The 17,911-nt window shown below is 66.1% G+C and carries 14 protein-coding genes; 7 read left to right on the plus strand and 7 right to left on the minus strand.

What is annotated here, in order from left to right; genetic code table 11:
• Window positions 1-68 precede the first annotated feature (68 nt).
• The gene (pyrC, locus tag ACWJI3_RS01925) at window positions 69-1,163 is read left to right on the plus strand and encodes a dihydroorotase (protein WP_480202667.1); all 1,095 of its coding nucleotides are present in this window, start codon (window positions 69-71) and stop codon (window positions 1,161-1,163) included.
• A 933-nt stretch (window positions 1,164-2,096) separates the two neighbouring features.
• Window positions 2,097-4,346, plus strand: a complete 2,250-nt coding sequence (locus ACWJI3_RS01930; protein WP_480202668.1) for a monovalent cation:proton antiporter family protein — start codon at window positions 2,097-2,099, stop codon at window positions 4,344-4,346.
• 413 nt (window positions 4,347-4,759) lie between these two features.
• Here the strand turns inward: ACWJI3_RS01930 and pyrF are convergent, their stop codons facing one another.
• The 4 genes from pyrF to ACWJI3_RS01950 form a co-directional block, all read right to left on the minus strand.
• Window positions 4,760-6,493 (minus strand): orotidine-5'-phosphate decarboxylase, encoded by a 1,734-nt coding sequence (pyrF, locus tag ACWJI3_RS01935; protein WP_480202669.1) that lies wholly within the window; start codon window positions 6,491-6,493, stop codon window positions 4,760-4,762.
• A 115-nt stretch (window positions 6,494-6,608) separates the two neighbouring features.
• Window positions 6,609-7,346, minus strand: coding sequence for a succinate dehydrogenase/fumarate reductase iron-sulfur subunit (locus ACWJI3_RS01940; RefSeq protein ID WP_480202670.1), 738 nt, complete (start codon window positions 7,344-7,346; stop codon window positions 6,609-6,611).
• Window positions 7,343-9,256 carry a fumarate reductase/succinate dehydrogenase flavoprotein subunit gene (locus ACWJI3_RS01945; protein WP_480202671.1) on the minus strand — a complete coding sequence of 638 codons (1,914 nt, stop codon included), beginning with the start codon at window positions 9,254-9,256 and terminating at the stop codon, window positions 7,343-7,345. The genes ACWJI3_RS01940 and ACWJI3_RS01945 overlap by 4 nt, the downstream gene beginning before the upstream one ends.
• A complete protein-coding gene (locus tag ACWJI3_RS01950; RefSeq protein ID WP_480202672.1) occupies window positions 9,253-9,945 on the minus strand; it encodes a succinate dehydrogenase/fumarate reductase transmembrane subunit in 693 nt (230 codons plus the stop codon). The genes ACWJI3_RS01945 and ACWJI3_RS01950 overlap by 4 nt, the downstream gene beginning before the upstream one ends.
• 119 nt (window positions 9,946-10,064) lie before the next feature.
• Here ACWJI3_RS01950 and ACWJI3_RS01955 point away from each other — a divergent pair, with 119 nt between their 5' ends.
• Window positions 10,065-11,294 (plus strand): PQQ-dependent sugar dehydrogenase, encoded by a 1,230-nt coding sequence (locus tag ACWJI3_RS01955; RefSeq protein WP_480202984.1) that lies wholly within the window; start codon window positions 10,065-10,067, stop codon window positions 11,292-11,294.
• An 88-nt stretch (window positions 11,295-11,382) separates the two neighbouring features.
• On the opposite strand, the gene ACWJI3_RS01960 is transcribed toward ACWJI3_RS01955, so the two are convergent.
• A complete protein-coding gene (locus ACWJI3_RS01960; RefSeq protein WP_480202673.1) occupies window positions 11,383-12,396 on the minus strand; it encodes an NAD(P)-dependent alcohol dehydrogenase in 1,014 nt (337 codons plus the stop codon).
• A 194-nt stretch (window positions 12,397-12,590) separates the two neighbouring features.
• Between ACWJI3_RS01960 and ACWJI3_RS01965 the strand changes: the two genes are divergently transcribed.
• Window positions 12,591-13,856, plus strand: a complete 1,266-nt coding sequence (locus ACWJI3_RS01965) for a glycoside hydrolase family 10-like protein (protein WP_480202674.1) — start codon at window positions 12,591-12,593, stop codon at window positions 13,854-13,856.
• A gap of 13 nt (window positions 13,857-13,869) precedes the next feature.
• Here ACWJI3_RS01965 and ppk2 read toward each other — a convergent pair whose 3' ends face one another.
• Window positions 13,870-14,826, minus strand: coding sequence for a polyphosphate kinase 2 (gene ppk2 / locus ACWJI3_RS01970; protein ID WP_255099386.1), 957 nt, complete (start codon window positions 14,824-14,826; stop codon window positions 13,870-13,872).
• 151 nt (window positions 14,827-14,977) lie between these two features.
• Entirely contained in the window at window positions 14,978-15,139 is a 162-nt protein-coding gene (locus ACWJI3_RS01975; RefSeq protein WP_255099385.1) for a hypothetical protein, read from the minus strand.
• 153 nt (window positions 15,140-15,292) lie between these two features.
• Here ACWJI3_RS01975 and ACWJI3_RS01980 point away from each other — a divergent pair, with 153 nt between their 5' ends.
• From ACWJI3_RS01980 to ACWJI3_RS01990, 3 genes are all read left to right on the plus strand, one after another.
• Window positions 15,293-15,844: a hypothetical protein gene (locus ACWJI3_RS01980; protein WP_480202675.1), complete on the plus strand. Its 552-nt coding sequence runs from the start codon at window positions 15,293-15,295 to the stop codon at window positions 15,842-15,844.
• 100 nt (window positions 15,845-15,944) lie between these two features.
• On the plus strand, window positions 15,945-16,181 hold the full coding sequence (locus ACWJI3_RS01985; RefSeq protein WP_094510706.1) for a hypothetical protein: 237 nt from the start codon (window positions 15,945-15,947) through the stop codon (window positions 16,179-16,181).
• Between the two features lie 7 nt (window positions 16,182-16,188).
• A complete protein-coding gene (locus tag ACWJI3_RS01990; RefSeq protein ID WP_480202676.1) occupies window positions 16,189-17,898 on the plus strand; it encodes an NAD-dependent malic enzyme in 1,710 nt (569 codons plus the stop codon).
• Window positions 17,899-17,911: the final 13 nt, after the last annotated feature.

Below are 17,911 nucleotides of genomic sequence, written 5' to 3' on the forward strand. Positions count from 1 at the left end.
CGACCGCTCTCCATCCCCTCAGAGGAAGGCGATGATGGCGTTCAGGTCCGGGCCTGGGTCGCCGTTTGATGTCCGTTTCCTCAGCCGCGCCGGACCCGGCCTCCCCTGCCCTGGTGATGCGTCGCCCGGATGACTGGCACGTGCATCTGCGCGACGGCCCCCTGCTCAACGCGGTGGTGGCTGCCACGGCGCGGGCGTTCGGTCGGGCGATCGTGATGCCCAACCTGAGCCCGCCGATCACCACTGCGGCGATGGCCGAGGCCTACCGCCAGCGGATCCTGGCCGCCCTGCCGCCCGGCAGCCGCTTCCAGCCGCTGATGACCGCCTATCTCACTGACACGATCGATCCGGCGGAACTGGAGCGGGGCCATGCGGCCGGCATCTTCACGGCCGTGAAGCTCTATCCGGCCAACGCCACCACCAATTCGGCCCATGGCGTGACCGACATCGCCAGGCTCACGCCCGTGTTCGAGACGCTGGAGCGCATCGGCATGCCGCTGCTCCTGCATGGTGAGGTCACCGACGCGGAGATCGACATCTTCGATCGCGAAGCGGTGTTCATCGAGCGGCACCTGAAGCCGCTGCTGGAGCGCTATCCCCGCATGCGGGTGGTGCTCGAGCACATCACCACCAGCGAAGCGGTGGCCTTCGTGGAGAGCCAGGCGGGCGGCGACAACCCACGCCTGTGCGCCACGATCACCCCCCACCACCTGCAGCTCAACCGCAATGCGATGTTCAGCGGCGGTATCTGGCCCGACTTCTACTGCCTGCCGGTGATCAAGCGGGAACGGCACCGCCTGGCCCTGCGCCGTGCCGCGGTCTCCGGCAACCCCTGCTTCTTCCTCGGCACCGATTCCGCCCCCCATCGCCGCTCCGCCAAGGAAGCGGCCTGCGGCTGCGCCGGCATCTTCAATGCGCCCCATGCGCTGGAGAGCTACGCGCAGGTGTTCGAGCAGGAGGGGGCGCTGCACCGGCTCGAAGCCTTCGCGTCGCTCTACGGCCCCCGCTTCTACGGCCTGCCGCCCCACGAGCAGACCGTGGAACTGCGCCGCGAGCCGGTGCCGGTGCCACGGCGCCTGGAGCTGGCCGATGGCAACGGCGGTGTGGAGGTGCTGGTGCCATTCCACGCCGGCCAGACCCTGCCCTGGCGCCTGGTCGACTGAGGGGACATCACGCGGCGGCGAACTCTGCCACGCCCATCGTTCGGCGCCGGCTTCCTCGGCTTGCTTCCTCCCTGTGGAGAGGCACTGAGGCAGAAGATCGAAGCAAACGCCGACGACCATTCACAGCGTGAGGACCTTGATCCCACCCCTGCATCAGGTGATCGCCCTCTTCCTTTTGAGGCCAGCGGGTGTCAACGGAACTCTCAGCCTGTTCTATGGCCAGGTGAACTGCACAAGAGCGGGTCCAGACCTCAGCTCCGCGAAGGGGGCTTTGGGGTCTGCTGTCCGCGGCCGCCGGGAGCCCATACGTTCACTGACCCGACTGGGCCGGCTCACAGGTTTCTCTAGGCAGCTGGTCATCAGCGGTGAATCAACAACCGGCACGATGACCAACGTTCCTGCTATTGCAATGGCACGGAGCTGGTCAGAAGACTGTGCGTGGGGAAATGATCAGGCGGGCCTGAGGTTGCGGCTTGGTGCTTGTTGAGCCAATGCTTGGTGCTTGTGGAACCAACGTATCGATGCAGACAGATGCCCACGGTTACACTCATCACTCTGCTGTCTGGTACCCCAAGCACACTCTCACGCATGGCCCGATGACCCTTCTGTACGGGGCTCAACCCCTCTCCTATGGGTGACCCAATCACTCTTTTGAGGATGACCCAATCACTTCCTGTGCACGCCCCTATCATGCTCCTATCCAAGGCCAAATCACCCTCCTAAGCATGTCCTGATCGCTCCCGCTGGATGCCCCCAGCCAGCTGACTGGAAAGGACGGTCGGACTGAATCGCCGAGGCGTTTCCCTTCGCGCATAGACATCTCTCTTCGTAGGGAAGTGAAATCCTTCACGGCATGGGAGTGGAAAGGCCTCACCGAGAGTCGTTGTAGCGACGCCATCACGTGCTTAAACCGAGAACGTCTTCCCACCACCAATGACAGAACTGATCATCATCTTTGCGGCTGCTGCGTTTGGCGGTTTGCTGGCATCCCTGCTGAAGCAACCAGTGATCCTGGGCTATTTGCTTGCGGGTGTGATTGTTGGCCCGTTTGAGCTTGGATTGATTGGGAACTACGAAGAAGTTGAAACCATTGCCGAATTAGGCGTCACGTTCCTGCTTTTCACAATCGGCGTTGATTTCTCCCTTGCAGAGCTCAATAAGGTCAAAAAGATTGCGTTGGGTGGTGGTGGATTGCAGCTGCTCCTCACCATTTCTCTGACGGCCCTGGTGGCAGTGACTGTGGGCTGGGTCACCACTGTTCCGCAGGGCGTCTTCCTTGGCGAATTGGTTTCGCTCTCGTCCACTGCCGTCGTCATCAAAGCTTTGGCAGAACAGGATGAAATGGCTACGGCCCATGGACAGGTCATGCTTGGGATCTTGATTGTCCAGGATCTGGCCCTTGGCTTGATGCTTGCGATCCTGCCAGCTCTGAATAGCCCGATAGAAGAACTCGGTTATGCGATTGGTTTCGCTGTCCTGAAGCTTGCCCTGTTCGCCCTGGGTGCCTATGTGGTGGGCAGGTGGCTTATCCCTCCTTACTTGCAACTCCTGGCAAAGACAGAAAGCCATGAACTCTTCCTGCTTGGTGTCGTCACACTTTGCCTTTGTATTGCACTGCTCACTGGGAAAATTGGACTCTCAACCGAAATGGGTGCCTTTGTTGCAGGTCTGATGATCTCAGAGGTTGAATATTCTGATCAGACTCTTGATTACGTAGAGCCAATCCGGGATATCTGCGCAGCGGCGTTCTTTGCCGCCATTGGTATATTGATCGATCCAGTTTTCCTCTGGAATAATCTGCCGCTCATTCTGGGCTTGGTCGCCCTTGTGTTAATCGGCAAGTCGTTGATCACTGCACCCTTGGTGTTCTTCTTTAAGTACCCGCTGAAGACAGCTATCATTTCAGGGTTGGGATTGGCTCAGATTGGTGAATTCTCGTTTGTGCTGGCAGGGCAAGGCAGTAAATTTGGCTTGATCTCAGACAATGTCTATTCGTTGATTCTGGGCACAACTGCGGTCACGTTGATTATTACGCCTTTCGTTCTTCAGTGGCTGCCTGCGCTTTTGGAGAGAGCTGAGTCATTTTCCTGGTTTGCAAAAGCCGATGGTGCGATGGAAGCCTCCTCGGAGGTTGCATCTCTGCGCAACCATATTGTGGTCTGTGGCTACGGAAGAGTTGGCAGCAACATTGTGAAGCTGTTGCTTGAGCGCGACTATCCCGTCATGGTCATCGAGCAGTCCGAGCAGTATGTGCAGAAACTGAGAGAAGCAAAGATTCCATACATCTTTGGCAACGCAGCAAGTGCGCTCGTCCTTGAAAAGGCAGGAGTAACCCAGGCCAAAGGAATGGCGATTGCCTTGCCCGACCCCATGAGCATTCGGCTGTGTCTGAAACGATCCCTCGTGCTCAATCCTGAATTGGATCTGGTGGTACGTGCAAGCACTGAGGGCGAGATTGAGCCTCTTTACCAAATGGGTGCAAGAGAAGTCGTACAGCCGGAGTTTGAGGCCAGCCTGGAACTCTCAACCCATCTGTTCTCCACCTTGGGTATCCCCTCACTGGCTATTCAGCAAAACATTCAGCAGATTCGAGATTCTCATTATTCCACCTTGAGGCCTCAACAATCTAAAGATCAGATTCTCAAGGAAATCAAGGATGCAACGAGGACGATGACAACCAAGCTCTATCCTCTTCCGCCGCAATCCGCTTTGCTTGGTAAATCCATTGCCGAATCACAGCTTAGATCGTTAACGGGCGTCATCCTGATGGCAGTGACCCGAGCCAATGGCGCACACATCGACTATCCAGAGGCCGATACGTTGTTCGAGGAGGGCGACACCTACTTGTTGGTGGGCGAGGCAGATGAGCTGGCTGCCTTCAAGAAGCTTGCCTCTGGGTCAGTGTCCAACCTTCCGCAAGCGGATGACTCCTCCGTTTGGATCCGTATCAAGGAAAGAAGTGCACTGGCAGGCAAAAGCTTGGCTCAACTGGAGGTTCAACAGCAATTCGGCGTCACTGTTCAGGCCATCCGCAGAAAGGGAAAGAATCTGCGCTTCCCCAATGGCAACGCAATTGTTCAGGTGGGAGATCAACTCCTCGTATTTGGCTCAGCAACCTGTCTTGCCAATCTGGACACCACAATCAATCACAAGTCTGAAGACGTCGCACTGCTCTCCGACTGAGTCGTTCCTTCGCTGGCCAGGAGGTTGTTGACGATCAAAGAAGCAGCTGCCTTCCATAGACGCTGCTGATTCCCATTAAGCCTGGAACGGTTTCCGGTGTCCCCGTCACCCATAGAGGGTGCTGACTGCATGGAATGCCCCTGACTACCTGGGAGAGTTCTGCATCATTCCCCGCATGCTTCAAGCGCTTGACTAAAACCCTGAAGGCCTGCTGGTTCTGGCCTCTGAGAATCGTGCAGAACTCTTGGCTGCCAGAACCCTCATCGCATCATCCCGGTGCCTTGGTGTTGGTCCTGTCCACTTCTGCTCGTGGGGGGGGTCAATATCCACCGGCTCCGCAATGGGATCCACCCTGGCCTCTGGTGTCACCGCTGGCTGATTCCCTTGAGAAGTGGCCAGCTGAGCATCGGAGCTCAGCCATTGGAATGCGCGGCACCGCCGCCCAGCAGGCTGGCCTGGTCGCTGCTGAGCCGGCCGGCGGCCATCAGCACGTTGGTGATGCGCGGGATCGTCAGCACCGCATGGGTGCGGTAGCCCGCGTCCGCCAGGCGTTGGCGGGCCTGACCACCATGGTCGATGAACACCACCACGTCATGCACGACGAGGCCGGAGGTCTCCAGCTTGGCGATGCCCTCCAGCACGCTGCCGCCGGTGATCAGGATGTCATCGACCACCACCACGGTTTCGCCCTCGTTGAAGTCGCCCTCGATCAACCGCCGCGCTCCATGGGCCTTCACTTCCTTGCGGGGATAGATCAGCGGCAGGTGCAGCTTCAGCGACAGGCCGGTGGCGGTGGGCAGCGATCCGTAGGGAATGCCGGCGATCCGATCGAACCGCAGCCCTTCCAGCTGGCCGGCATAGGCATGCAGCACCCGGTGGAAAAGGTTGGGGTCGGAAATGATCTGGCGCAGATCGATGTAGTAATTGAAGACGGCGCCGGAAGCCTGCACGTACTCACCGAACAGCAGGCAGCCCACGTCGAACAGTTCCACGATCAACTCATCGAGTGGATCGACGCTGCTGACACGGCTGGTGCGCCCCGCCCCCTCACGCTTCGCACCGTCGCTCCCGGTGCCGACGGCGTCTGCGTTGCGCCCGGCGCCCCGCCCACCTGAGCTGGAGGCGGCGGCGTTGAGCGAGCCCCCACCGCCCTTGCCAGCGCCAGCACCGAGGTCAGCCCCCTGCTTCGCTGCACCCGCCTCCCCGTCAACGTCTTCACCATCTCCCTCCTCCCCATCGCCCTTGAGGACAGCTCCGGCACTCCCGCCGAGGACAGCAGCGGCAGCCCCCGTCTCTGGCGCCGGCAGCCACAGGTCGCAGCGGTCGGCCACGTTGCTGAGCCAGCGGTGCCGCATGGTTTCGATCTGGATGCGCAGGGCGCTGGTGCCGGCCGCCATCCCTTTCTCCACCAGCAGGTGCTGGGGTAGGGGCAGTAGCAGGCCGTCGCCGGAGGCATTGAGGCCCGCCTGCAGCAGAGCTTCCAGCCGCTCCTCCTGCTCCCAGAGGCTGCGCAGGATCAGGAAGCGTTCCGGTGCCGCGCTGCGCACCCGCGCCAGCACCGCTGGATCACTGGTGCCCACCTCCAGCAGCAGTTGCTCGGCGGTGGCCCACAACTGGCTTTCGCGCACCACCGTTGTGTACAACGGCCGGTCTTCGTCGGGGTGGTGCTGAAACACCCGGGCGCCGGGGTTGGAGCTGTGGCAGGTGATCACCACGGCCCGGTCGGGGTAGAGCAGGAACGGGGCGACGATGTCCTGGCCGGCCAGGGGCGAGAGGGTGAGGGCATCAGCCCCCAGCTCGCGGAACACGTACTGGGCCAGGGCCGAGGAGGTGTTCAGATCGCCGTGCTTGGCATCCAGGATCAGTGGCATGTCGCGCGGCACCAGCTCGCGCACTTCGTGCAGCAGCTCGATGCCGATCGGCCCGAGCGCCTGGTAGAAGCCGAGGCTCGGCTTGTAGGCGCAGACGTGATCACCGGTGGCGTCGATCACCGCCTTGATCCAGCGCCGTGCCTGAGCCAGGAACGAGCCGCTGGAGGGGTGATGGCGGGTCCAGGTCTGCAGCATCTCCGGGTTGGGATCCAAACCGGTGATCAGCAGCGACTGGCGGCTCGCCATCGCATCGGTGAGTTTGACGAAGAAGTTCATCGTTCTGCGGTCAGCATGGCAGTGTGCGCGGATCTAGCAGCCTTTCCGCAGCCGCAATGGCGGTCGGTGAGTCGGTGACTCAGGGAGTGGCTCAGTCAGTGAGTGGCTCAGTCGGTCAGCCGGAGCGGTTCATGCGGCTGATCCAGTCGGCGGAGATCTCCTTCGGGCACACGGCGGCGCACTCCAGCTGGTTGCTGCAGCTGCCGAAGCCATCGGCCTCCATAGCGGACTGCAGGGCGGCGGAGCGCCGTTGCCGCTCCGGTTGCCCCTGGGGCAGCAGGGCCAGATGGCCCAGCTTGGCGGCCACGAACAGGCTGGCGGAGGCGTTGGGGCAGGCGGCCACGCAGGCACCGCAGCCGATGCAGCTGGCGGCGGCGAAGGCCTGCTCCGCCTGCTCCCTGCCCACCAGCAGCGCATTGGCCGCCGGAGCGCTGCCCGTGTTCACTGACACGTAGCCGCCGGCCGCGAGCACCCGGTCGAAGGCGGAGCGGTCGACGCTGAGGTCCTGCTGCAGGGGAAAGGCCCGGGCGCGCCAGGGTTCAAGCGTGAGCGTGTCGCCGTCGCGGAAGTGGCGCAGGTAGAGCTGGCAGACGCTGGTGGCGCGCTGGGGGCCGTGGGCCTGACCGTTCACCATGAAGCCGCAGGCGCCGCAGATGCCCTCGCGGCAATCGTGATCGAAGCTCACCGGCCGCTCACCGGCCATCAGCAACTGCTCGTTGAGGCGATCGAGCGCCTCCAGCAGCGAGAGATCGGGGCTGAGTTCCTCCAGCGGGTAGCTCACGAAGGCGCCGGGCTGCTGCGGGCTCTCCTGACGCCAGATCCGCAGCGTGAGCCGGAGGGAAGCGCTGCTCATCGGTAGTTGCGCCGGCTGGGCGTGGCGTGCCGGTAGTGGAGCGGTTCGCAGTGGCGGATCGGCTCCTCGCCCTCGCCGTTCCACTGCCAGGCGGCGATGTGGCAGAAGTTGTCGTCGTCGCGGAGCGCTTCGCCATCGGCGCTCTGGTGCTCCTCGCGGAAGTGGGCGCCGCAGGATTCCTCCCGCGCCAGCGCATCGCGCAGCATCAGGCCGGCCAGCTGCAGGAAGTCCTCCAGCCGCAGCGCCTTCTCCAGCTCGGGATTGCGCCCCGCACGCGGTTCCGGCAGACGCAGCTCCTGGGCGAAGGCCAACTCCAGCGCCCGCACCTCCGCCATGGCGGCGCGCAGGCCGTCGGCATGGCGGCTGATGCCGCAGGCGCCGATCATGGTGTCCCCCAGCTGCCGGTGCAGGCTGTCGCAGCTGTGCCCGCCGCTCGTGCTGCCGAGGCCGTCGATGCGGGCCTGCACCGCGGCGATGCTGTCGCGGCAGGCCGGATGATCGGCGCTCACCTCGGTGTGCAGGTGGCCCGCCAGCCAGCCACTCACCGTGGCCGGGGCGATGAACAGGCCATCGGCGAGGCCCTGCATCAGGGCGCTGGCGCCCAGCCGGTTGGCGCCGTGTTCAGAGAAGTTGGCCTCACCCAGCACGAACAGTCCGGGGATGGTGCTCATCAGGTTGTAGTCGACCCAGAGCCCCCCCATCGTGTAGTGCGGCGCCGGGTAGATGCGCATCGGTTCGGCATAGGGATCGCTGCCGGTGATGCGTTGATACATGGCGAAGAGATTGCCGTAGCGGCTTTCGATCGCAGCGCGTCCCTCACGACGGATCGTGTCGCTGAAATCGAGATAGACCGAGCGGCCGCCGGGGCCCACCCCGTGGCCCTCCAGGCAGCGTTCCCTGGCCCGGCGCGAAGCCACATCGCGGGGCACCATGTTGCCGTAGGTGGGGTATTGGCGTTCCAGGAAGTAATCCCGCTCGGCTTCGGGGATGGCGTGCGGTGGTCGCGCATCGCCGGCCTGGGCCGGCAACCACACGCGGCCGTCGTTGCGCAGGCTTTCGCTCATCAGCGTGAGCTTGCTCTGGCCTGGATCGCCGCTGGGGATGCAGGTGGGATGGATCTGGGTGAAGCAGGGGTTGGCGAAGGCGGCACCGCGCCGGTGCGCCCGCCAGATGGCGCTGGCATTGGATTTCACCGCGTTGGTGGAGCGGTGGAACACGTTGCTGTAACCGCCGCTGGCCAGCAGCACCGCATGGGCGGTGTGGGCCTCAAGGCGGCCGCTGGCCTGCACCCGGCACACCACCCCGCGCGCCACCCCCTCCACCGTGATCAGATCCAGCACGTCCCGTTGCGTGAGCAGCTCCACCCGGCCGGCGTCCACCTGGCGCAGCAGGGCCTGCACGGCGCCGTACAGCAGTTGCTGGCCGGTCTGGCCACGGGCGTAGAAGGTGCGGCTCACCAGGGCGCCGCCGAAGCTGCGGTTGGCCAGGGTGCCGCCGTACTCCCGCGCGAAGGGCACCCCCTGGGCCACGCACTGGTCGATGATCGCCCCGCTGATTTCAGCCAGGCGGTGGCAGCCGGCTTCGCGGGCACGGAAGTCGCCCCCCTTCACCGTGTCGAGGAACAGCCGCTCAATGCTGTCGCCGTCGTTCTGATAGTTGCGAGCGGCGTTGATGCCCCCCTGCGCCGCCACCGAATGGGCCCGCCGCGGGCTGTCGTGATAGGTGAGCAGGGTCACGCGGAAGCCCTGCTCCGCCAGGGTGGCGGCGGCGGAGGCCCCCGCCAGCCCGCTGCCCACCACCAGCACCTTGAAGCGCCGCTTGTTGATCGGGCTGATCAGCGGCAGCTCGCGGCGCCGTTGCGTCCAGGCGTCATGGATCGGCCCGCTGGGCAGCTGGGGATCAAGCTTCATGGCTGCAGGCCCAACAGGGCCATCAGGCTTCCCAGGCCCCCAGCAGCCCCCGCCACCAGGCCACCTGCTGCACCGGCGGCCAGGCCCGCCATCAGGGCAAAGCCACCGCCCACCAGCACAGCCAGCAGCCAGCTGCCCCTGCGCAGGCCCGCGGCGTTGGCGGCCTCCAGCAGGCCCAGGCTGCGGTGGGCGCTCTCGCTGCCATGCAGCAGATGCAGGGCCAGGGCCACGGCCGCCGCCAGGTAAAGGGCGAGAGCCCAGCGAGAGCTCAGCGCCAGGGCCACCGCCTGCGCCTCCAGGCCGGCCGGCGGCCGCTGCCAGCGCAACTGGCGCAGATGCACCACCAGAAACAGCAGCAGCACGCTGCCGCTGAGCGGCGCGGTGCGGGAAGCAAAGGCGGCAAGGCTGTCGGGGCGACGGCTGCGCAGCTGGGCATAGCCGGCCTCGCCGCGGGCGCGGGCAGATTGGAGCACCCGCTGCAGGCTCAGCGCCACGTGGGTGAGGGCCGCGAGGGCCAGCCCCAGTTCCACCGCCGGCAACCAGGGGCTGGCATGGAGCCAGGCCGCCAGCGCCTCAAAAGCGGCCGGATCGAGCACCAGCTGGGCCACGCCGGCCAGATGGGCCAGCAGGAACACCACCAGCGCAAGGCCACTGGCAGCGATCAACCGGCCGGAAAGCCATGGGGACATGGGCGAGGCGGCCAGGGCAGCGCATCGCCTGTGATTCTGGGCCAGCATCGTGGCCCCTGCTCTGGTTGTGGCCCGTGATCAGGTTCCCCGGCTGCCTCGCTGGGCCCGCGCGTGTGGTCCTGTTGCTCGCCCTGCCCCTGGTGACGGCCTGTCAGGCCCGGCCGCTGAGCGGTCCGCTGCCGGGCTCGCCCGTCCTTGATGCCACCCCCAGTGGTGCCCAGACAGCGGATGCAACGAGTGGCACCCGCCCGCCCTTGGTGGTCAGCCCCGAGGCGCCGCGTGAGGCGGTGCGCCAGGTGCCGGTGGTGGGGGGGCTGGAGCACCCCTGGTCGGTGGCGTGGCTGCCGAGCGGTGAGCTGTTGATCACGGAGCGACCCGGCCGGTTGCGGCTGGTGCGTAACGGCCGCCTTGATCCCACCCCGATCGCCGGGGTGCCGGCGGTGCTGGCGCGGGGCCAGGGTGGGTTGCTGGATGTGGCGGTGCATCCCCGCTTCGCCGACAACGGGCTGGTGTATCTCACCTATGCCGCCGGCACGGAAGCGGCGAACCACACCCGCCTGGCCCGGGCCCGCTTCGACGGACGCGCGCTGCAGGATCTGCAGGTGATCTTCGAGGTGCCCCAGCGCAAGGTGGGCGGCCAGCACTTCGGCTCCCGGCTGCTGTGGCTGCCCGATGGCACCCTGCTGCTGGCGATCGGCGACGGCGGCAATCCCCCCGTGCAGCTCGATGGGGCCCTGATCCGTGTGCAGGCCCAGAACCGCGCCAGCGCCCTCGGCAAGATCCTGCACCTCACCGACACGGGCCGGCCGGTGCGCGCCGCCGCTTTCGCCGGCGATCCCGGCGCCCTGCCAGGGCTGTGGAGCCTGGGCCACCGCAACATCCAGGGCCTCGCCTACGACCGCGGCCGCGGGCGGGTGTGGGCTACCGAGCATGGCGCCCAGGGTGGCGACGAGCTCAATAGCCCCAGGGCTGGGGCGAACTTCGGCTGGCCGGTTGTGACCCACAGCCGCGAATACTTCGGCCCGGCGATCTCCGCCGCCACCGGATCGCCGCGTTTCGTGGACCCGGAGCTGGTGTGGACCCCGGCGATCGCCCCCTCGGGGCTGGTGGTGTACGACGGAGAGCGGATGCCGGCCTGGCGCGGCCAGCTGTTTGCCGGTGGCCTGGTGTCGCAGGCGGTGCACCGCCTCACGCTCGATGCCGCCGGCCGGGTGCGCGGCCAGCACCGCATCGACATCGGCGCGCGGGTGCGCGATGTGCGCCAGGGGCCGGATGGTTTCCTCTACGTGCTCACCGATGCTGCGGGCGATGGCCAGCTGATCCGCCTGGAGCCGGCGCCGCGCTCCTGATCCAGAGCGCCGTTGCGCCGGCAGTGCCCATCCAGGTGGTCTGCTGTCGCTGCTGTTCAGCCCGGTGGGCGCCGCCTTGGAGTGCCCGTCAGATCTCGATCGCCAGCTTCCCCTTCACCTGCCGGGCTTCGAGACGGCGCACGGCGTCCGGCAGTTTGTCGAGCGGGTAGCGCCCATCGATCCAGGGCCTGAGCTGCCCGGCTTCCACCAGCTCCTTCAGCACCAGCAGATCCGCCCGCTTCGGCTGCTGCATCACCGCCACCACCTGGCGGCGGCGCAGCCTGGAGAACAGCGGGCCGAGCAGCAGGGCGCGCAGCAGCCGGCTGAAGTCGCCCCCCACCAGCACGTAGGTGCCGGCGGGAGTGAGCAGGGGCAGCCAGGAACGGATCGGCAGAAAGGCCGCCATGTCCACGATCAGATCGAAACGCTGGGTCTGGCGGCGCAGATCGGCCGGCCCGAGATCGCTCACGTGGTCGGCGCCCAGGGCCAGCACCATCGCCTGGTTCTGGACCCGGCAGAGGCCGGTCACTTCGGCGCCGTAGGCCTTGGCGATCTGCACGGCATAGGACCCCACGCCCCCGGAGGCGCCATGGATCAGCACGTGCTGTCCCGGCTTCAGCTGGCCCGCGTCCCGCAGCGCCTGCAGGGCGGTGAGCGCCGACACCGGCAGCACCGCCGCTTCCGCGAAGCTGCTGCCGGCGGGCATGGGCGCCAGGGCCGTGGCGGGGGCGCAGACGTAGTCCGCAAAGCCACCGAAGCCCGCCTCCGACAGATCGCCGAACACCGCCTCCCCCACCTGCAGCCCCGTCACTGCAGCGCCCACCGCCGCCACTTCACCGGCGATGTCGGTGCCGATGGTGGAGATCGAGGGCGTGCGCAGCCCGCCATAGATCAGTCGGCTGATGAAGGGGTCTCCCCGCATCAGATGCCAGTCGCCGGCATGCACGGCGCTGGCCCGGACCCGCACCAGCACCTGATCGTCGGCCGGAACCGGCCTGGGCACCTGCTCCAGGCGCAGCACTTCGGGCGGGCCGTAGCGGCGCTGCACGATCGCCCGCATGGTGTCTGGAGGCACGGGCTCGGGTCGGGACGGTGCCGGCATGGTGTCACGGCAGCCGTTGCCGGCAGGGTGTCAGGGCGGTCGGCGCCAGCACGTCGTGATCGGCCGGAGAATCCGGTCGCGTTTGCCTTTGTGCCGGCCATGACAGTGCCGCGACAAGGCGGCACAATTCGCGCTCCCGAGCGGGAGGCCGGGATCGCCGATCCGCTCCCTCAGCCCGTACCCAGCCCCCACCGATGCCCTTCTTCAGACACCGCTGGCTGCGGCGCCTGGTTCTCGTGCTCGTGGCCGTCGCTGCCACGGTGCTGCCAGGGTTCGCCATCGCGTCGTTTCCGCCACCACCACCACCACCGCCCGCCTCTGCGACTCCGGGGACTGTGGCGGCTCCGGCGACTTCCTCGGTTCCCGTGGCGCAGCCGCAGCCGCTCAGCCTCAACCGCGCCGAGATCCGCGGCGTCTGGATGACCGGCAACGACATGCCGGTGCTGCGCGACCGCGACCGGATGCAGCTGGCAGTGGAGCAGCTGGCACGGCTGAACTTCAACACCATCTATCCGGTGGTGTGGAACAGCGGCATCGCCTATTACGCCAGTGCGTCCACCCAGCGCCGCGGCATTCAGTCGTTCACGTTCCGCGGCCTGCAGGGGCAGGACGTGCTCGCCGAGCTGATCCAGGCGGGCCATGCCAAAGGCCTGCTGGTGATCCCCTGGTTCGAATTCGGCTTCATGGCCCCGCCCGGCTCCGAGCTGGCCCGCCTGCATCCGCAATGGCTCACCCGCAAACAGGACGGCGGCCTGACCTCGATCAGCGCCGCCGGCGAGGTGGTGTGGCTGAACCCGCTGCATCCTGACGTGCAGGCGTTCATTCTTGAGCTGGTGCAGGAAATCATCAGCCAATACGACGGCGACGGCATCCAGTTCGACGATCACATGAGCCTGCCGAGTGATTTCGGTTATGACGACATCACCACGGCGTTGTATCGGAAGGAAACCAGGAAGGCTCCTCCTGCCAACCCGCGCGATCCGGCCTGGTTGAAGTGGCGCGCTGACAAGATCAGTGACTTCATGCAACGAGTGCATGACACTGTGCATGCGGCCAAGCCCTCAGCGGTGGTGTCTGTGTCGCCGAACTATTACGACTTCGCCTACAAATTGCAGCTCCAGGATTGGCTCGGTTGGATCCGGCGTGGCCTGGTGGATGAGCTGATCGTGCAGCTCTATCGCCCGGATCTTGATTCCTTCCTGCCCCTGCTGGCCGAAGCGGCCCTGCTGGAATCGCGCACCAGGATTCCCACGGCGGTGGCGATCATGACGGGTCAGCGCCAGCGCCTGGTCCCGATGGAGCTGATTCAGGCCCAGGTGAATGCGGTGCGGGAGCGCCAGCTCGGGGTGGCCTTCTTCTACTTCGAAACCCTCTGGGACCGGGCCATGGAGCCGCTCAGCGAGCGCAAGCTGGCCTTTCAGCAGTTGTTCCCATCCCCGGCTCCCCGCAGCATGATCTGAGCCTCACCCGTGCTTAGGGATAAGCATTGGGCACAAAGAATTGCTCGTTCATCGGCGGACGCTGGTAATCGCTGCCGCTCTTGCGGGGCGGCAATTCAAACGGGGCCGGTGTCATGTCTTCGTAGGGCACCTTGCTGAGCAAGTGCCGGATGCAGTTGAGGCGGGCACGGCGTTTGTCGTTGGCCTCCACCGTGAACCAGGGGGCTTCAGGAATGTTGGTGTGGGCGAACATCTCGTCTTTCGCCTTGGAGAACTCCACCCAGCGATCGCGCGACTCCAGATCCATCGGACTCAGCTTCCAGCGCCGGGCAGGATCTTCCAGACGGGAGAGGAAACGGGCCTCCTGTTCTTCATCGCTCACGGAGAACCAGTATTTGATCAGGATGATGCCGCTGCGTACCAGCATCCGCTCGAATTCCGGGCAGGAGAGCATGAATTCCTCCACCTGCTCAGGCTTGCAGAAGCCCATCACCTTTTCCACGCCGGCCCGGTTGTACCAGCTGCGATCGAACAGCACGATCTCACCAGCGGAGGGGAAATTCTCCACATAGCGCTGGAAATACCACTGCGTTTTCTGCTGGTCGGAAGGGGTGCCGAGGGCCACCACATTGCAGCCGCGTGGGTTGAGCGGCTCGGTGATGCGCTTGATCGTTCCACCCTTGCCGGCCGCATCACGGCCTTCGAAGAGCAGCACGAGCCTGTAGCCCACTGACTTGATCCAGTACTGCATCTTCACCAACTCCACCTGCAGGCGAGCCAGCTCTTTCTCGTAGAGCTTCTTGTCGAGTTTGGTTAAACGTCCTTCGGATTGCTCGGAGAAGTCGTCAAGGATCGGCGAGGGACCGTAGGCATCGCCTGAGCCGAGCGGGTAGGAGAGCGCTTTGCCGTGGCTCTTCTTGTGGCCATTCTTGCCGGATTTGTGTTTCTTGTCCTTCTTGACTTTCTCTTCTTTCAGTTTGTCCTTGGACATCGGCTCACCTCGGCTGCATCATTGGTGTTTAGTCGATGCGCAGGTGCAATCAGTGCAGCATTCACTACCGAGTCACCCCGGTTGAACGCCTGCCACCACCCAGCACAGCGGCAGCATCCCTCAGCCCTGCCTGCTGAGCTGTGAGTTTGGCTCAGCTGATGATCAACACCACACCCAGGGCAGCCACCATCAGCAGGATCGCGCCGGTGGCCAGCAGGGCATGGTTGAGAGCATCGGCGCGGGTTTCGCCCGCCTGCATGGCCACCTCATCGGCGTAGAGGTTGTCATGGTTCTCGAGGTCATGGGTGCGCATGGAAATCCTCGTGGGTTGGCGGTGGGGGAGGCCGGTGAGGCACCCTCCACATCAACCCTAAAAACGGTGCCAGTCCCCGTCCAGCGATCCATACCCGGCTTCACGAACGGCCATCCCCACCCGCCAGCCGTTGTCCCACCTCACCCCCCGCCGATGTCCGATTCCCTGCCCGATGGTCCGCAACTGCTGGCGCTGGAGTGCGCGAGCCGCCGCAATGGCAGCGGCCTGAGCCCGGCGGCGCTGCGCGGCACGTGGATCCTGCAGCGCACCTGGCCGCGGGGCCGCTCCACCCCTGCAGACCTGTCCAGCACCCTGCTGCGCGGGCTCGGCGCCTCGCTCAGCCTGAGCGCGCCAGCAGAGTCAACCGATGCAGCCGCGTCTGCCGCCTCTGAGGCGGACCCTCTGGAGATCATCAACAGCGTGCGGCTGGGGATGCTGGAGCTGCGGTTCTGCGGCGAGGCCCGGCTGCAGGGCCGGCGCCCCCTGCTGCTGTTCCGCTTCCTGCGTCTGCAGCTGCGGCTGGGCGAACGCACACTGGTGGATCGCCCGCTGCCCGCCGCCGCTCCCTTCAGCAGCCTGCCGGTGGCGGGCCTGCCGTTCTTTGCCCTGATCGCGGCGGATCCCGAGGGGTCGTGGCTGGCGGCACGGGGCAAGGGCGGCGGCCTGGCTCTCTGGCAGCGCGCCGATGCCCGGCGACAGGCCTGAGCCCGCCTCAGGCTGCGCCACACCCCGCCCGGAGGGTTCGCGTGGGCACAGCCAGCGTCCCCGATCCCGCGCAGGATCCTGCACACTGAACCCTGTCGTGATGGTTCCTGTCCTGCCCGGAGCACCTGTCCAGCGGATCTACCGGCTCGTCGATCCCCAGGGACAGCCTCACCCCGTGCTCGATGAGGCCTACGACTCGATGGAGGCGGCCTGGGAGGCGGCCTGTGGCTGGTGGCAGGAGCAGCGGGGCGGCCTTGCCGGTGGTCCGGTCGGGATCGGCCTGGAGGTCAGCACCGGCTGTGGCGACTGGCGTACGCTCCGGCATCCCGGCTGCTGAGGGGCCGTTGAGCGCTTCGTCCTTGCCCACCCCTGCGCCCCTGACCACCAGCCTGCGCGGGCGCCAGCTGCTCGCCGATCCGCAGTTCAACAAGGGCACGGCCTTCAGCCGGGCGGAGCGGCTCCAGCTGGGCCTGGAGGGGCTGCTCCCCTTTGCCGTGGAAACGCTCGACATCCAGGTGGCCCGGGTGTGGAAGGCCTTCTGCAGCCTGGCCAGCGACATGGAGAAGTTCCGCTTCGCCCACGGCCTGCGCCAGACCAACAGCATCCTGTTCCACCGCTTCCTGGCCGATCACGTCGAAGCGGTGCTGCCGATCGTGTACACCCCCACGGTGGGAACGGCGATCCAGCGCTTCAGCCTCGATTACCGCAGCCCCGCCGGCGGCGTGTTTCTGGCGGCGGCCGATCAGGACCGCTTCGCGGCGGTGCTGCGGCAGGCGGCCAGCGGGCCGATCGATCTGATCCTCGTCACCGATGCGCAGGGCATCCTCGGCATCGGCGACCAGGGGGTGGGCGGCATCGAAATCTGCCAGGGCAAGCTGGCGGTTTACACCCTCTGCGCCGGGCTGGATCCGCACCGGGCGTTGCCGGTGGTGCTTGATGTGGGCACCGATCGGCCCGAGCTGCTCGACGATCCCCTCTATCCCGGCAGCCACCAGCCGCGCCTGGCCGGTGCGGCCTACGACGCCTTGATCGCCCGCTTCGTGCAGGCCGTCACCGAGGTGTTTCCGGGGGCCTTGCTGCATTGGGAGGATTTCGGCGTGGGCAATGCCCACCGCAACCTGGCCCGTTACCGGCAGCAGCTGCCCAGCTTCAACGACGACATCCAGGGCACCAGAGGTGTGGCCTGCGCTGTGGTGAGGGCGGCTTCCCAGGGGGCCGGAGTGCCGCTTGCGGAGCATCGCATCGTGGTGTTCGGCGCCGGTACAGCGGGGTGCGGCATCGCCGACGGCCTGGTGCGGCTGCTGCAGCGCAGCGGCCTTTCCGCCACAGAGGCGCGCCAACGTGTGTGGTTGATCGATCGCCACGGGCTGGTGCACACGGGCCAGCTGCCGGAGCAGATCCCGGAGATGGCCCGAGCCTTGGCGCGCCAGCTGGCGGAGCTGGAGGCCTTCCGCCGCGACGCCGCCGGCACGATCGGCCTGCTGGAAGTGGTGGAGCGCGTCTGCCCCACCGTGCTGATCGGCACCTCCACGGTGGCGGGGGCCTTCACTCAGCAGGTGGTGGAACGCATGGCCGCCGCGGTGGCGCGGCCGATCATCCTGCCGCTGTCGAATCCCACCCGGCTGGCGGAGGCCCAACCCGCCGATCTGCTGCGTTGGAGTGAGGGCCGTGCTCTGGTAGCCACCGGCAGTCCGTTTGCGCCGGTGGAGGTGGGGGGGCGGCTGCGCCGCATCGGTCAGTGCAACAACTGCTTCCTGTTCCCCGGCCTGGGTTTCGCCAGCGTGGCGGTGGGGGCCAGCGAGGTGAGCGAAGCGATGATCGATGCGGGCCTGGAGGCACTGGCGCGGCGCATTCCTGCCTGGAGCGATCCCGAGGCGCCGCTGATGCCGGATCTCACTGAGGTGGCGTTGGTTTCAACAGCAGTGGCGGAAGCGGTGGCCCTGGCGGCGGTGGAAGCCGGCGTGGCCCGCCACGCCAGCACGGCCGAGCAAGCGCTCGCCTGCCTGGAGCAGGCCCGCTGGCACCCCACCTACCGCGCGGTGGTGGGGGCCTGAGCGATACGAGCCG

This window comes from Marcopretia estuarina LEGE 06307 (assembly GCF_056633115.1).

Coding starts and splice junctions, on each gene's coding strand:
- pyrC (WP_480202667.1), top strand. CDS start 69: ATGTCCGTTTCCTCAGCCGCGCCGGACCCGGCCTCCCCTGCCCTGGTG.
- ACWJI3_RS01930 (WP_480202668.1), top strand. CDS start 2,097: ATGACAGAACTGATCATCATCTTTGCGGCTGCTGCGTTTGGCGGTTTG.
- pyrF (WP_480202669.1), bottom strand. CDS start 6,493: ATGAACTTCTTCGTCAAACTCACCGATGCGATGGCGAGCCGCCAGTCG.
- ACWJI3_RS01940 (WP_480202670.1), bottom strand. CDS start 7,346: ATGAGCAGCGCTTCCCTCCGGCTCACGCTGCGGATCTGGCGTCAGGAG.
- ACWJI3_RS01945 (WP_480202671.1), bottom strand. CDS start 9,256: ATGAAGCTTGATCCCCAGCTGCCCAGCGGGCCGATCCATGACGCCTGG.
- ACWJI3_RS01950 (WP_480202672.1), bottom strand. CDS start 9,945: ATGTCCCCATGGCTTTCCGGCCGGTTGATCGCTGCCAGTGGCCTTGCG.
- ACWJI3_RS01960 (WP_480202673.1), bottom strand. CDS start 12,396: ATGCCGGCACCGTCCCGACCCGAGCCCGTGCCTCCAGACACCATGCGG.
- ACWJI3_RS01965 (WP_480202674.1), top strand. CDS start 12,591: ATGCCCTTCTTCAGACACCGCTGGCTGCGGCGCCTGGTTCTCGTGCTC.
- ppk2 (WP_255099386.1), bottom strand. CDS start 14,826: ATGTCCAAGGACAAACTGAAAGAAGAGAAAGTCAAGAAGGACAAGAAA.
- ACWJI3_RS01975 (WP_255099385.1), bottom strand. CDS start 15,139: ATGCGCACCCATGACCTCGAGAACCATGACAACCTCTACGCCGATGAG.
- ACWJI3_RS01980 (WP_480202675.1), top strand. CDS start 15,293: ATGTCCGATTCCCTGCCCGATGGTCCGCAACTGCTGGCGCTGGAGTGC.
- ACWJI3_RS01985 (WP_094510706.1), top strand. CDS start 15,945: ATGGTTCCTGTCCTGCCCGGAGCACCTGTCCAGCGGATCTACCGGCTC.